Genomic DNA, 14,726 nt, shown 5'->3' with positions numbered 1-14,726 from the left:
ACGGATGGGCTTCATCAGTCATCAGTACTTTATAAACCGCTATTCAGCGAGTGGTTGTATCTCCTGCTGTACAAAGTCTGCCAGCTCTTTAATATAAGCCGGTGAAAGATCAAACCGGATACCTGCTGCCTTATAGAGCTCAGGCAGGGTACGGGTCGCTCCCAGGCTCAGCGCCTTGATATAGTTATCCAACGCCTGCTCCTTATTCTCCCGGTACTGTTTCCACATCGCGATAGCTCCCAGTTGGGCAATACCATACTCGATGTAATAGAAGGGCACCTCAAACAAGTGCAGCTGCCGCTGCCAGCCAAATTCCCGGTACAACTCCAGTCCACTCCAATCTACCATATCCGGAGAGAATTCATTCAATATAGCCAGCCATTGCGCAGTACGCTCCTCGGCAGTATGCTCCGGATGTTCATATACCCAGTGCTGGAATTTATCAATGGTAGCGATCCACGGGAAGATAGACACCGAGCGCTCCAGCTGTTGCAGCTTAGCCCGGCGCAGCTCCTCCGGATCACTGAAGAAGATATCCCAATAGTCCATCGTCAACAGTTCCATACTCATACTTGCCACTTCCGCCATCTCCATCGGATATTCCTTGAAAGCACTCAGCGCCAGCGGATGACTCAGGAAAGAGTGTATCGCATGTCCGCCCTCGTGTACCATCGTAGTCAGGTCCTTCATCTGACCGGCCGCATTCATAAATATAAAAGGCACTCCCGTCTCCGGCAAAGGACAGTTATAACCTCCGGGCGCTTTACCCATACGGCTTTCCAGGTCCAACCGGCCCAGTCGTTTCATCTCCCGGAGACAGTCCCCAAAGAAAGGACGTAGTTGATCAAAGCACGCGCTGGCCTTCGTTACTAATTCCTCTCCCGTATGGAAAGGCATTAAGGGCTTTACACCTGCCGGCTCCGCATCAGTATCCCAGGGCCGTAAAGTATCTAACCCCAGCTTCCGCTGTTGCCGTTGCAACATTTGCCCCACAATAGGCAGGATATGTTCTCTCACCGCTGCATGGAATTGGAAACAATCCTCCTTGGTATAGTCAAAACGCCCCAGCTCCTCGAACTTATAGTCACGATAATTAGCAAAACCTGCATTCGTAGCTACCTGGTGACGTTTCTGTACCAGCCCGGTATATAATCCATCCAATGCAGCACGATCCTGTAAACGACGCTCTCCCGTCTTACGGAATACCTCCTCCCGGAGTGACCGGTCACTGCCTTCCAGGAATTTTGCAGCCTGCTGTAAAGTGTATTCCTGTCCGTTCACGGTCACAGTCATTCGCCCATTTATTACACCATATTGCTGCGCCATCACACTCAGCTCAGCTTGCAGCGGTACATTGGCTTCGCGGAACAGCTTCACCTGCTTACGTACATTACGCAGAAAGGTCTTATACAGTTCAGGATCCAGCTCATGGAGGTATGGGTTGTCCAGCAGACGCTTATTCAGCTGATCTTCATAAGGCAACAGCTTAGGCTGTATCTCCATCATAAAGTAGGTGAATGCCTCCTCCAATGACTTATTGTTAGTATCACATGTCATACGGATCTGCCTCCAGCACACATCCTCCGTTACTACGGCCTGTATCTCACTACTGTCCTTCAGCCATTGTTCCAGTGCGGCCGTACTATCCAGCGGCCTTTGCAGTAAGGCTTCATAGTATGGCTGTAATGCCTCCCACGTTGTTACCGAAAAGTCTTCAGGTAAAAACTTCCGCGGAAGCGGTTTGATATCTGCATTTAGTATTTTATCCATATTGCTAAAATAAAAAATTCCAGGCGCTATACAACGAATGCATAATGCCTGGATATTGAAAGATGGTTTCCCGAGGAATATCCTTATTCTTCTTCTGTTTTCTTCTTACGGGTGCGGGTAGCTTTTTTAGGAGCTTCTTCACCTTCTTCAACAGGTGCTTCTTCTTTCTTAGCCTTTGCAGTTGTTTTCTTCGCAGGCTTTTCTTTCTCCGCTGCAGGTGCTGCTTCATCAGCATCAGCATCTTTAGCAGCCGCTTTCTTTTTAGTAGCTTTTTTCGCTGGTTTTTCTGCTTCAGCAGGTGCCGTCTCAGCTACCACTTCTGCTACAGGCTCAACTGTTGCGCCCTCTTCCGCTTCTTCAGTAGCCAGGATCTCTTCAAACTTCAGCAGGTCGTTATGCTTCAGAATAGCATACCATTTCACCATCTTCTTCATATCGCTCACGTATACCCTGTCCTCATCGAAAGAAGGGAATACCTGTTTGAAGTATGTTTTAATGGCGTTATTATCACCTTTCACTTCAGCAGGGGATATCTCTGCCTCTTTTTCCTGCATGGCTTTAAATACCTCTGCCAGGTTTACATTATCACCAGTTGTAAATACTTCAATACTCTCAAGCGGGGTAAAATTGTGTACGCGGGAAGATACAAACCTGGTGCTTTTATCCTCCAGGGATCTAACAATAGCACCATCCTGCTTGCTGGCTATCAGTTGAAACAAACCGCCCAAACCGGTTACTGCTACAATTTCTCTGTACTGCATGTTCAAATTTTTAGGAAGCGCAAATATAAATAATTATAATAGAACGCATGATTATTTACCTTTTTAACCGAATCATTTATCATTTACTGTACAAACGACTCATTTTCAGCTTAAAAGATATCTGCTCAATTCAACTTTCGTGCCACTACCACTGGTAATTTCCAACGTTTTACCTTTCCCTCCGGGTTGAATATTTCGGCGAAGATAATATATATACCCGTTCCCAGCATCTGTCCGGCCTCATTCCGGCCATCCCAGGTGAAACGTCCCCGGGTATCTAGCGTTATGCTGCTGGCCAGTCTGCGGACCAGCCGCCCTTCCCCATCGAAAATACTAACCGTACCAACATAACCGCCGGCCGGCAGCTCATAATACAGAACGGCCCAGTCATCCATCCCATCCCCATCCGGGGAAAAGGTCTGCGGTGACACGGTCATAGTCCCTTGCAGCACATGGGCCTCTACCTGTGAATTAGGCCCGCCCGGCGTGGCATACCCTGCAGTACCAGCTGCAGAGTGCCAGTTGGAAAGCTGCTGAGTAGGCATATCCGCGTGCGACCGCTCCAGGGATACGCCTTTCGTCGCGTTGGCCATTATATGATGGAACCGGGGATCATACAGGAATTCATCTACCACCAGGCCACTGGTATCCGTCAGTAACACTACGGCGCCATCATTCCTCAATGCAGGCAAATCCACCGTCCACCGGGGCTGGGTACCACCCATACAGTAATAATGCGTACACAAAGCCGATGGGTCCCTGCACACGATCATATAGCCACCTGGCAGTAACCACCGGGGCGACGCACTCAGTACAACCATCCGGTCCGGCGCTCCAGCTACATCGCGCGTACCGATCATGTACTGCCGCAGGTCTACCGCCCGCTGACTGCGATTGTATAGTTCCACAAACTCAGGTATCCCCGCCGGCGGATCATATAATACTTCGTTGATTACGAGGTCCCGGACAGATGGCCGGTAGTAACGGAAATAACCAGTATAGGGCAACATGATATTGCCAGCCATATCCTTTATCCCGCTAGCCTGAAAAGATATACTATCTACATCCGGAAAGGCAGCCCCGAAATACAACCGGACCACATCGCCCGCTGCCGTCGCACGCTGAGGCTTCCCGACACCAGCTCCAACCATATAATTGGACAGTTGTGCTACCGTCCTGATATCTGGTATTTCTGAGAACCGGAGCGATAATTCCTGCTTGCCGGAGGCAACTACCTGCTGCAACACCGGGGGCTCCATGTCTGGTTGGAAAGGTGTGATATGGCAATCATCGAAAAAGTGCTTCTCAAAAAAGGAAGGAGTGGATTGCCTTATCATCCAGCCAAACCAAGGCCCCGCAGGCTGCAACACTTCCTGCGTGCTACCCAGCGACTCAAAAACACCATCACTGCCATTAGCAGCACGAAGGGTCCACACTCCTTCAGGACTGCAACCTACGCTGATCCGTAATGTATTGCTACGATGATCCGTCCACCCATCAGGCCCTTCGATCAACAAGCGCATACTACCACCACTTCGCCGGTAAAGACATATGTTATCAGCCGTACCGCCTATGCGTACAAAATACCCGTATACGTTCGAGTCCGTCAGCAAAGGAGTATTCGCCCGCAGATATACATCGACGTAATTAGCGGAAGAAGTATTAAAATCCAACCGCATCCACCACTCCCAATTAGCAGCGGGTTGCGTGCCTGCATCCATAGCCAGACAGAAACTGGTATTCCTTTGATGACAATTACTTTGTAACCGGCCATCCTTTACCTGCCATAATGTATCAATACCCTTCCAGGGAGGAGCGACCGTGAAGTTACCATCGCTAAAATCGTCCTGCACCTGTGCAAATGAGAGAGAAGTTAACAGTAGCGAGCCTGCACAAACAATAGTACGTATCATATGTTCGTATGGTGATGAAGGATCGCTAATACAATGAAAATAAGATTTTCATGCATATGAGCCAAGTACTGGTATATTTAATACACTGGTTATGAAAAGCGGTCAGTATGTAGTAATTTTGCCCTGCCAAAAGCAGGTCGACACCCGGTCTATAGTAAAATCGGGCATATAAGTACCTGACAAAGAGGGTAATAGCTCAGGGCTCATTAGTGTATTCATCATCAAATCATAAATTACCAATGAAAGTTGCCGTAGTAGGAGCCACCGGACTGGTAGGCTCAAAAATGTTGCAAGTACTGGAAGAAAGGAATTTTCCTATTACAGAACTCATACCTGTAGCTTCTGAGAAGTCTGTAGGTAAGGAAGTAACATTTAAGGGCAAGCCGTATAAGGTAGTTAATGCGGATACAGCTATTTCAATGAAGCCGGCTATTGCATTATTCTCCGCAGGTGGCAGCACCTCCCTGGAGATGGCCCCCAAATTTGCAGCAGCTGGTATCACCGTGATCGATAATTCCTCTGCCTGGAGAATGGACCCATCCAAAAAACTGATCGTACCCGAAGTAAATGGCGATACACTCACCGCAGCGGATAAGATCATTGCCAACCCTAACTGCTCTACTATTCAGATGGTAATGGTGTTAAGCCCATTACACAAGCAGTATAAAGTGAACCGTGTAGTAGTATCCACTTACCAATCCGTAACAGGTACTGGTGTGAAAGCAGTAACGCAGCTCATGAACGAGCGCCAGGGTATAGAAGGAGAGAAGGCATATGCTTATCCGATCGATCTTAATGTTATCCCCCAGATAGATGTCTTCACAGACAACGGTTATACCAAAGAAGAAATGAAGATGGTAAAGGAAACTGTTAAGATCATGGGAGATGACAATATCCGTGTAACAGCAACGACTGTACGCATACCTGTGATCGGTGGCCATAGCGAAGCAGTAAACATAGAATTTGAGAACGAGTATGAAGTAAGCGCCGTTCGTGAAATATTATCCAATACACCTGGTGTGGTGGTAGTAGATGACCCATCCAACCTGCAATACCCCATGCCAAAAGATGCCCATGACAAAGATGAAGTGTTCGTAGGACGCATACGCCGTGATGAGACACAGCCCAAGACCATCAATATGTGGATCGTATCAGATAATCTGCGTAAAGGCGCAGCTACTAATGCCGTGCAAATCGCGGAATACCTGCATGCGCAAAAATGGGTGTAACGACCGGAGCATAACGAAAGGTATATGTGCTAAACGTATTATTTTCGTGAATGCGTCTACGTTATTTTGTAAGTAATTAAAAGCAAGCGTATTATCGCTTGCTTTTTTATTACAACTTTACAAAAGCATAACATCATTAGCGTAAAAATTACACAGAAGTAGTATTGATTTCTGACAGATTAAATTCAATTTTGGAACATAATCCTATGCCAGTTTTTTCGAGAAATGATGTGCCGTTGTATAGAGAGCAATGAAGTGAATAACAATTAATTTTCTAATCAGTAAATACCCTTAGTCCTATGAAAACCAACGCTAACCGTGAGCTTTTATTGATGCACAAGTTTACTGAAGAATGGAGCGCAAACTTCTCTTCTCAGGTATCCAGGATCATGAATATCGTCGACCAGCAGGACACGCTGGATGGGATAATACCCATTATTGAGGTAGCGAATGTTTACAATCAACGCTTTGCCCATAACCGTATGGACAAAGAAAATCTCTTAAAGGACCGCAAAGCGCGCCCTTTTGAATTCTTGATCTACAAGAATTAATTTTTACAGAATAATTAAGAATGAATAATTAGTAATACCGGGGCTATTAAATATCTGTACAAGGCAGTACTGATCATACAAAAAGGCTATTAGTTATTCATTCCTGTATTATTCCACGATCTATTCCATCTATCCTGTTTTTCCCTATTCCAATTATCTTTTGCTGTTTACCCCCTATGCCTATTAGAGTGTATACATTATCGTTATACACCGTACATTCTCGACACCTGACACTAACCCCTCACTATTACAGTGAGCATATGAAGTCATGGGTATAGCGTACTGGTTAAAAACAGATCAGGCATCCTGCACTATGTGCGGGATGCCTGAGGGTGGGGAATGATAGCATCCGATCAAACACCGTGAGATAATTAGTCCAATGCCCGGTCCAGGAATTTCACGAATGGTTGCATTACAGCAAACACTTTCAGTACTTCACGCACCAACGTTGGTTGCGTACACATTTCATCGGTAATACGATGCCAGGTAGTGAAACTTTTAAGTTTCAGATAAGCAATGGCAGGGTTATCAGGCTGATAGCCCTGAGGGACTGTTTTTAATGACTCTCCCTCTATCTTACCAAAATATTTGATGAATTCCTTATTGGATATAATATCCTGGAATTCATCGAAGTTGTAGTCAATCTCCTGTCTTACCTTTTTCAACAGCGGTCCATCTGGCATCCAGAGGCCACCGCCGGCAAAACTTTGCCCGCCGGGCTGTAAATGAAAATAGTAACCGGGACGAGGAGACTTGCGCCCTCCAGGACTGAAGGCGGCACCCATATTTGTCTTATAAGGCGTCTTGTCTTTTGAGAAACGAACGTCCTTATATATACGGAACACACAATCCTTCACCTGTAATCCCTCCACCGCAGCATCCTGCTTAGCTAACCCGTCGATCAGCTGCTGTACCATACTCTCATAATCCGCTTTTGCATCCTGATAGGCGTCCTTATTAGCCTCAAACCAGGGTTTGTTGTTGTTTTTGTCCAATGTTTTCAGAAACTTCAACGTGGTAGCTTGTAACATGTGCGTTCGCTTTGAAACTGTAAAATAATAAAAAATGCCAAGGGTGTCCCCTGCAGTGGGACACCCTATCAGCAACTGACTAAAAGAATGGTTAAATCTTGTTATATAATAAAAGATTGGGTAATGATGTATGCGGCTATATTAAAATTTGTAAAGTACCGCCAGCAGTGCATTTACTGTATTCTTCTTGGGAATATCCTTTTTGGAGAACACTGTTTCTGACGCCTGATCCAGTCTCACCTCCGGCACAATCGTCAAACCACCGATCCGGTAGTTTCCAGATAAAGTAAACGCCAGCACATTGCCTCCCCTAGGAAAAGCCAGCGGATCTGTAAACACCTTAAGCTGATCCTTATCTCCAAAATATTCTGTCCTCAGGGTCAAGCCGAATTTCTCAACCGGATCATAGTTCAGGTACAATGCTGATCCATACCAGTTTCTTTTATCAGAACTTGGTTTGCCATTGCCGTTGGCGGTCTTGAAATTGAACATGCTGTAGGTGCCGTTATAACCAATCCCAAACTTAGGACTGAACTGATAGGTGATGACCAGGTCTACCTGGTCATTACGGGTCCCCACAGTATCAACGCCTCCGATATAGTTCAAATAAGCTTTCAACGGCGCTTTAGCAGAAGAGTAGCCATATTGGGCACCTATATATTTTTTGCTCGTCAGGTTACCGTCTTTGAAAATAGCAGACTTGAAGTCCGTGGGATTGAATACACCCAGCATGAAGCTATGCTCTCCAAGGCTGAGATCGGCCTTAATACCGGTATGAGAGAACGGGCCGTTGGTAAACATATAGGACATGCTATAGTTCCTGTTCAGACACGCATCAACCAATTCATATCCAACATGCGTACCATAGCTACCCATAGTAAATTTGAGATTGGAAGTCACCGAATAGCTGATAAACAATTGTTTTATTGCGATGGCAGAAGAAGACGAAGTACCCTGGCTACCTATATCTGTATACGAGAAGTCTGCTGCCCGTTTGCCAAAGCCGATATCAGCTACTACACCTACTTTATCAGTATTATGTTCCAGTTTCAGAGAGATCATTCCCAGCTCGAAAGAATTATGGGAATTAGTGAAACTAGTCTTGTTATCCGTATAGTTCTCGTTAAAGTTATATTTATAATATACATCTGCATTACCGGATATCCTTAGTCCCTTTGGAATAGAATCTGTTGACTGGGCAAAGGCAGTAAGGACCTGAACGGCAATCAGTGCCGTCAATAGCGCTTTTTTCATGTAGCAAATTTTGGTTGATAAAATGGAAAGTATGCTGCCTGCTTAGGTATGATATGGTTATTTCGGGGAGATGTAGCAGTGAGGTATGTGCTGTACGTACGCATACGTACAGCACATATTTATTGTTATAACAGGGTGATATTGATATTAGTGTACGAGCTCTTGTTCCTTTAGATTTCCCGCATCATTTACAGACATCATTGCAGGGTGATAATTTTCATTATGCTGCGTAATGTCGAGGCCTAGCTCCTCTTCTTCTTCAGACACTCTCAGCGGATACAGGAAGTCGATCAGTTTGAATATTGCAAATGATACGACGAAGCTATAGCCTACTACAAGCACCAGTCCCAACACCTGATTCTTGAACAGTTCGAAGTTGCCATAGAAAAGGCCATCATTGCCGGCAGCATTTACTGCCTTGGTAGCAAATATGCCGGTAAGCAGCATACCTACCATACCACCTACACCATGACAAGGGAACACATCCAGGGTATCGTCTATCGCCGTTTTGGATTTGTAATGTACCAGCAGATTAGATACGATAGCCGCAAAGAAGCCGATCATTACACTCTGGGGGATTCCTACAAAACCTGCGGCAGGCGTGATGGCGACCAGTCCTACTACCGCTCCTATACAGAAGCCAAGCGCAGAAGGTTTACGACCACGGATCACATCAAAGAATACCCAGGAAAGGCCTGCTGCTGCTGTAGCAGTGTTGGTAGTTGCGAACGCAGAGGCAGCCAGCGAGTTGGCTCCCAGTGCAGAACCAGCGTTGAAGCCGAACCAGCCAAACCATAACAAACCAGTACCCAGCAGTACAAAGGGAATATTTGCAGGTGTAAGTTCTTTCTTCTCAATATGGTCCTTTCTCCGTTTAAGTACCAGGGCGCCTGCTAGTGCTGCGCAACCAGCGGATATATGTACTACCGTACCGCCGGCAAAATCAAGTACGCCCATTTTAAAGAGAATACCATCCGGATGCCAGGTCCAGTGTGCAATCGGTGCATACACCAAGAGACTGAACAGTACCATAAACAATACATAAGAGGTAAAACGGATCCTTTCAGCAACAGCACCTACTACCAGGGCTGGTGTAATAATGGCAAACTTCATCTGGAAGAGTGCAAATAACAGCAGCGGAATAGTGGGGGCAAGACTCCAGGGCTCACCGGAGCTAACATTCTGAAAGAAAAAGAAAGTGGAAGGGTCTCCGATCAGTCCTCCTTTGGATTTTCCGAAAGCGAGGCTAAAACCGACAGCCACCCAAACAACGCTGATAAGGCCGGTAGCAATGAAGCTCTGCATCATGGTAGAGATCACATTTTTCCTGTTGACCATCCCTCCATAAAAGAAGGACAAACCAGGGGTCATCAGAAACACCAAGGAGGATGCTACCAGGATCCATGCGATATCAGCATTATTGTATTTACCACCATCTGCGAAGTTGGGCAAAACGGGAATGAACATCCCAATTATGGCTAATGCTGCCAGAAAAATGAAAGGCAAATAGTCAATAAGTGATATTTTCTTCATAGCGTTTGATTTTAAAATTCTTAAATAAAAGTAGATTTGAAATTTAAAAAATCAAACTTTAGGCCCTAAAAATAGAAATGTTTAAATATTCACTAACAATATTGAGATATTCCTAATAATATTAGGAATAATATACATATAATAATAGAAATGATATCTTACATCAAAGCAAAAACAGCGCAATATTTAACAATAACAAATTATTTATCAATAAATTATAGATTAACTACTTGGTGATTAGCATTTTTCTAAAAACTGGGAAGATGGGGTTACCACAATTTACTACAATTCCAATATGTTGTTTGAATTACAATTATTTATAAATAAATAAAATATAAATAGAGCAAAAAAAGACGCACTCATATTAAATATATTCACATCTAATATTTATTATGCGTCTCTTTCAATTTTATCTTTAAAACACCTCAAAAACCAAATGTTTACCCCTGATGCTTCATGTCTTCTAATTCCCGTTGCATGGCAAACATTTGATCTCTCAAACGGGCAGCTTCCATAAAATCCAGGTCTTTTGCTGCCTTTTCCATATCCTTTTTGACCTTTACAATCGCTTTCTCCATTTGCGGGATAGTCTTTGCAGCTGCGGTTGTTTTGGCATATTCCGCTGCATCTTCTGCAACTAGGGACACCTCGTCATGGATGGCATATGGTGAACTATCATCAAATTGTTTGATAGACAATACAGATGTTTGCCCCAAGATCTGTTCTTTCGTTTTTCGTACGGTCCTGGGGATAATACCATGGAGAGTATTGTAAGCTGCTTGCTTTTCCCGACGGCGATCTGTCTCATCGATCGTCCGCTGCATACTGTCGGTCATTTTATCTGCATAAAAGATAACAAGTCCATCGACGTTACGGGCGGCACGGCCGGCAGTTTGCGTGAGCGAACGTTCATCTCTCAGGAACCCTTCTTTATCTGCATCCAATATAGCGACCAAAGACACCTCCGGTAAGTCCAACCCCTCTCTAAGCAGGTTCACCCCTACCAACACATCAATATTCCCCAACCGGAGATCCCTCAATATCTCCACCCTGTCTAATGTATCTACTTCAGAGTGTATATAGCGTGATTTCACATTGATGCGATGCAGGTATTTATCCATTTCTTCCGCCATTCGTTTTGTCAAAGTTGTAACCAGCACGCGATCCCCTTTCTGTACCCGTTTATCTATTTCTTCCAGGAGGTCATCCACCTGGTTGATACTGGGTCTCACTTCGATAGGGGGTTCCAGCAATCCTGTAGGCCTTACCACCTGTTCGACTACGATACCCTCCGTTTGTTTCAACTCATACTCACCAGGTGTAGCGCTTACGAAGATGGTTTGGTTAAGCAGGTTCTCAAACTCAAAGAAATTGAGAGGCCTGTTATCCAGAGCGGAAGGTAAACGGAAGCCAAAATCCACCAGCGTCAGTTTCCTGGAACGGTCACCGCCGTACATACCACCTATCTGTGGTATTGTGACGTGACTTTCATCTATTACCAGCAGGAAATCCTTGGGGAAATAATCCAGGAGACAGAAAGGACGTGTTCCGGGTTTACGGCGATCCAGGAAGCGGGAATAGTTTTCAATACCACTGCAATAGCCGAGTTCCCTGATCATCTCTAGATCGTAATTTACCCTTTCGGAGAGTCGCTGAGCTTCCAGGTGTTTACCCTGGGCGCGGAAGTATTCCACTTGTGCCAGCAGCTCATCCTGTATCTCGAAGATGACCTGTGTCATAATATCTTTAGGTGCCAGGTAGAGGTTGGCAGGAAAAATGGCAGCATTGTCCATTTTTCCAATACGTTTCCCGGTGGCGACGTCAAAACTTTCGATCTCTTCTATATCGTCCCCAAAAAACGTGATACGGTATCCGTAGTCGACATAAGGGAGGTTAATATCTACAGTATCTCCCTGCACCCGGAAATTACCCCGGTTAAAATCGCCGGTAGTCCTTGTATAAAGAGAATTGACCAATCCATGCAACAGGGTATTACGACCTAATGTCTGTCCTTGGTGAATACGAATGATCCCGTTTTCATAGTCAGTAGGGTTTCCCATACCATAAATACAGGAGACGCTCGCTACTACTATAATATCCCGTCTGCCGGATAACAGATTGGAGGTGGCTTTCAATCTTAATTTATCCAGTTCTTCATTGATAGCCAGGTCCTTTTCAATATAAGTATCGCTTACCGGCATATAGGCTTCCGGCTGATAATAGTCGTAGTACGACACAAAGTACTCTACCGCATTATCCGGGAAGAACTGGCGTAACTCCCCGTATAGCTGTGCTACCAGGGTCTTATTATGTGTGAGCACAAGGGTGGGTCGTTGTACATTCTGTATGACATTCGCTACGGTAAAGGTTTTACCGGAACCGGTCACACCCAGCAGGGTCTGAAATGGTTCTCCATTGACCAATCCCTCAGTCAGTTCCTGAATAGCCCTGGGCTGATCGCCGGCAGGCTCATATGGTGCGTTTAATTTAAAAGGCATATTCTTTTTAGGTCCAGTAGTAAAATGATGTTGTTGCAAAGCGGCAGGCCGCTATTCTTATTCCTATTTTTAAAAGGGCTGTGGGGGAGTTACTTGTTTGTTGTTGCAAGTTACAAATTTACGAAACGTTCGTCTACGTATCTGTTATGAATATGCAAAATAGGCACTCAGGTTTCTTCATTTAAGAAAATGAACAGACCTTTACACCTTCTTAAAAGATTCCTATGCAGAGAAAAGTTATCTATTCCCTAGTAATAGGGCTATTACTGCCTTTATTACCGTTGGCAGGTTATGGTTGGGGACCTACAGGACACCGGGTGGTTGCAGAGATTGCTTATCAGCACCTTACTCCCAAGGCCCGTAAGCAAATCGATGCTATAATCGGACGTCAGCCCTTAGCGATGATCGCCAACTGGCCGGATTTTATTAAATCCGATACTACTCACAAGTATGACGGGACCTCCCGTTGGCATTATGTGGACTTCCCCGCAGCTTGTAGCCGGGTAGCATTTGATAGCCTGTTAAAAAGTTATCAGCATGAAAACCTATATACCCAATCCCAGGCAATGATGCAGCAACTGAAGCAGGCTAAACTTACTCACGAGCAACAGCTGTTTTCGTTGAGCTTTCTCGTTCATCTCATAGGCGATATGCACATGCCTCTACATGTAGGCAGGGATGAAGACCAGGGCGGCAATAAAATAAAAGTGTATTGGTTTGATAAACCCAGCAACCTCCACCGGGTATGGGATGAGGACCTGATCGATTTTCAACAGTTAAGCTATACGGAATACAGCAAGGCGTTGGACGTTGTATCTCCCGAAGAAGTAAAGGCCTTGCAAAAAGGGTCTATGCAGGACTGGATGTTTGAGTCGCATGAGTTGGCGGAGGTGATCTATAGTAAGACCAAACCTGAGGACAAACTCAGTTACCGTTATAACTATTGGTTTTTGGGTGATCTGAATAAGCAGCTGTTAAAAGGAGGTTTACGTCTTGCAGCCTTGCTCAACGAAACATTCAAATAACTATCTTATTAATACGATGAAGGCAGCCTTTCGCATTGCGGGAGGCTGTTATATTTTATTTAAAGAGGAGAGGGGGATCAAACCTCTCCAACCATTATAGCTGGAGAGGTGAGTAGTATTTACAAATGGGATATCGGCCTATACCAGGTCAATATCAAACTGCACGAGTTCTACAAACTGCTCAATACGGGTATTGATATCAGCCATGCTGATCTCTTTCAGGCGATCGGTACCAAATTTTTCCACACAGAAGGACGCCATCGCAGATCCTACGATAATTGCTGTCTTCATATTTTCGAAGGAAATATCTTTGGTCTTAGCCAGGTGTCCGATGAAGCCACCAGCAAAAGTATCACCTGCACCGGTCGGGTCAAATACCTCATCTAACGGCATAGCAGGAGCGAAGAATACATGATTCTCGTGGAACAATAAGGCGCCATGTTCTCCTTTTTTGATAATCAGATAGCGAGGGCCCATTTCCTGGATCTTGCGCGCTGCTTTTACCAGGGAATATTCTCCACTGAGTTGGCGGGCTTCTCCGTCATTTACAAGCAGTACATCTACTTTTTTTAGCACCTTTTTAAGGTCATCCAGGGCGATATCCATCCAGAAGTTCATGGTATCCATGACAATCAGCTTAGGCCGTACCTTGAGTTGATCGATCACGCTCATTTGCACCTGTGGGGTCAGATTACCCAGGATCAGGAAGTCACTTCCCTGATAGCTGTCAGGTATAACGGGCTGAAAGTCACCCAGTACATTCAGTTCTGTCGCCAGGGTATCGCGGGTATTCATATCCATATGGTACCTACCCGCCCAATAGAATGATTTTTCATCTTTCTTAATTTGTACGCCATCCAGCGCTACGCCTTTAGCGGTGAGCGCATCCAGTTCTGATTGGGGAAAGTCTCCACCGACAACAGATACCTGGTTAATGGGTTGCACGAAGTTGGAGGCGGCCCAGGCGATAAAAGTGCCGGAACCTCCTATGATACGACCTGACTTTCCGAATGGCGTTTCAATCTCATCAAACGCCATGGAACCTACAACTATAAGCGACATGTTTGCTTCTTTTTTGTTTAAGGGTTATGCTATATCTACGTCTGCCGACAATCCTGTTTAATGAGGTTTTCAAACGGCAAAACAGTGCCAAAGGTAATA

General features: G+C 45.1%; 11 protein-coding genes. 3 read left to right on the top strand and 8 right to left on the bottom strand.

Features of this window, described 5'->3' with window-relative positions; translation table 11 throughout:
• Positions 1–39: 39 nt before the first annotated feature.
• The 3 genes from KTO58_RS25090 to KTO58_RS25080 all read right to left on the bottom strand — a co-directional run bounded on the left by KTO58_RS25090 (position 40) and on the right by KTO58_RS25080 (position 4,444).
• Positions 40–1,770, bottom strand: a complete 1,731-nt coding sequence (locus KTO58_RS25090; RefSeq protein WP_095836772.1) for a M3 family oligoendopeptidase — start codon at positions 1,768–1,770, stop codon at positions 40–42.
• An 83-nt stretch (positions 1,771–1,853) separates the two neighbouring features.
• The gene (locus tag KTO58_RS25085) at positions 1,854–2,531 is read right to left on the bottom strand and encodes a DUF5606 family protein (RefSeq protein ID WP_095836773.1); all 678 of its coding nucleotides are present in this window, start codon (positions 2,529–2,531) and stop codon (positions 1,854–1,856) included.
• 125 nt (positions 2,532–2,656) lie between these two features.
• Positions 2,657–4,444, bottom strand: a complete 1,788-nt coding sequence (locus KTO58_RS25080; RefSeq protein ID WP_095836774.1) for a lamin tail domain-containing protein — start codon at positions 4,442–4,444, stop codon at positions 2,657–2,659.
• 239 nt (positions 4,445–4,683) lie between these two features.
• On the opposite strand from KTO58_RS25080, the gene KTO58_RS25075 reads away from it, so the two are divergent.
• Both KTO58_RS25075 and KTO58_RS25070 read left to right on the top strand, forming a co-directional pair.
• A complete protein-coding gene (locus tag KTO58_RS25075) occupies positions 4,684–5,673 on the top strand; it encodes an aspartate-semialdehyde dehydrogenase (protein WP_095836775.1) in 990 nt (329 codons plus the stop codon).
• Positions 5,674–5,972: 299 nt separating this feature from the next.
• Positions 5,973–6,224, top strand: a complete 252-nt coding sequence (locus tag KTO58_RS25070) for a hypothetical protein (protein WP_095836776.1) — start codon at positions 5,973–5,975, stop codon at positions 6,222–6,224.
• 371 nt (positions 6,225–6,595) lie between these two features.
• Here KTO58_RS25070 and KTO58_RS25065 read toward each other — a convergent pair whose 3' ends face one another.
• The 4 genes from KTO58_RS25065 to uvrB form a co-directional block, all read right to left on the bottom strand.
• On the bottom strand, positions 6,596–7,255 hold the full coding sequence (locus KTO58_RS25065; protein WP_095836777.1) for a DUF2461 domain-containing protein: 660 nt from the start codon (positions 7,253–7,255) through the stop codon (positions 6,596–6,598).
• A gap of 141 nt (positions 7,256–7,396) precedes the next feature.
• A complete protein-coding gene (locus KTO58_RS25060; RefSeq protein WP_095836778.1) occupies positions 7,397–8,509 on the bottom strand; it encodes a porin in 1,113 nt (370 codons plus the stop codon).
• 147 nt (positions 8,510–8,656) lie between these two features.
• Positions 8,657–10,042 carry an ammonium transporter gene (locus KTO58_RS25055; protein ID WP_095836779.1) on the bottom strand — a complete coding sequence of 462 codons (1,386 nt, stop codon included), beginning with the start codon at positions 10,040–10,042 and terminating at the stop codon, positions 8,657–8,659.
• A 440-nt stretch (positions 10,043–10,482) separates the two neighbouring features.
• The gene (gene uvrB, locus KTO58_RS25050; RefSeq protein ID WP_095836780.1) at positions 10,483–12,540 is read right to left on the bottom strand and encodes an excinuclease ABC subunit UvrB; all 2,058 of its coding nucleotides are present in this window, start codon (positions 12,538–12,540) and stop codon (positions 10,483–10,485) included.
• Between the two features lie 224 nt (positions 12,541–12,764).
• Between uvrB and KTO58_RS25045 the strand changes: the two genes are divergently transcribed.
• Positions 12,765–13,565, top strand: a complete 801-nt coding sequence (locus tag KTO58_RS25045) for a S1/P1 nuclease (RefSeq protein ID WP_095836781.1) — start codon at positions 12,765–12,767, stop codon at positions 13,563–13,565.
• 138 nt (positions 13,566–13,703) lie between these two features.
• Here the strand turns inward: KTO58_RS25045 and KTO58_RS25040 are convergent, their stop codons facing one another.
• Entirely contained in the window at positions 13,704–14,627 is a 924-nt protein-coding gene (locus tag KTO58_RS25040) for a PfkB family carbohydrate kinase (protein WP_095836782.1), read from the bottom strand.
• Positions 14,628–14,726: the final 99 nt, after the last annotated feature.

Origin of the sequence: Chitinophaga pendula, from assembly GCF_020386615.1 — a bacterium.
Lineage (GTDB): Bacteria > Bacteroidota > Bacteroidia > Chitinophagales > Chitinophagaceae > Chitinophaga > Chitinophaga pendula.
The sequence above is the reverse complement of the archived record's forward strand: the minus strand, read 5'-3'. Positions and strand labels throughout refer to the sequence as shown.

Coding starts and splice junctions, on each gene's coding strand:
- KTO58_RS25090 (WP_095836772.1), bottom strand. CDS start 1,770: ATGGATAAAATACTAAATGCAGATATCAAACCGCTTCCGCGGAAGTTT.
- KTO58_RS25085 (WP_095836773.1), bottom strand. CDS start 2,531: ATGCAGTACAGAGAAATTGTAGCAGTAACCGGTTTGGGCGGTTTGTTT.
- KTO58_RS25080 (WP_095836774.1), bottom strand. CDS start 4,444: ATGATACGTACTATTGTTTGTGCAGGCTCGCTACTGTTAACTTCTCTC.
- KTO58_RS25075 (WP_095836775.1), top strand. CDS start 4,684: ATGAAAGTTGCCGTAGTAGGAGCCACCGGACTGGTAGGCTCAAAAATG.
- KTO58_RS25070 (WP_095836776.1), top strand. CDS start 5,973: ATGAAAACCAACGCTAACCGTGAGCTTTTATTGATGCACAAGTTTACT.
- KTO58_RS25065 (WP_095836777.1), bottom strand. CDS start 7,255: ATGTTACAAGCTACCACGTTGAAGTTTCTGAAAACATTGGACAAAAAC.
- KTO58_RS25060 (WP_095836778.1), bottom strand. CDS start 8,509: ATGAAAAAAGCGCTATTGACGGCACTGATTGCCGTTCAGGTCCTTACT.
- KTO58_RS25055 (WP_095836779.1), bottom strand. CDS start 10,042: ATGAAGAAAATATCACTTATTGACTATTTGCCTTTCATTTTTCTGGCA.
- uvrB (WP_095836780.1), bottom strand. CDS start 12,540: ATGCCTTTTAAATTAAACGCACCATATGAGCCTGCCGGCGATCAGCCC.
- KTO58_RS25045 (WP_095836781.1), top strand. CDS start 12,765: ATGCAGAGAAAAGTTATCTATTCCCTAGTAATAGGGCTATTACTGCCT.
- KTO58_RS25040 (WP_095836782.1), bottom strand. CDS start 14,627: ATGTCGCTTATAGTTGTAGGTTCCATGGCGTTTGATGAGATTGAAACG.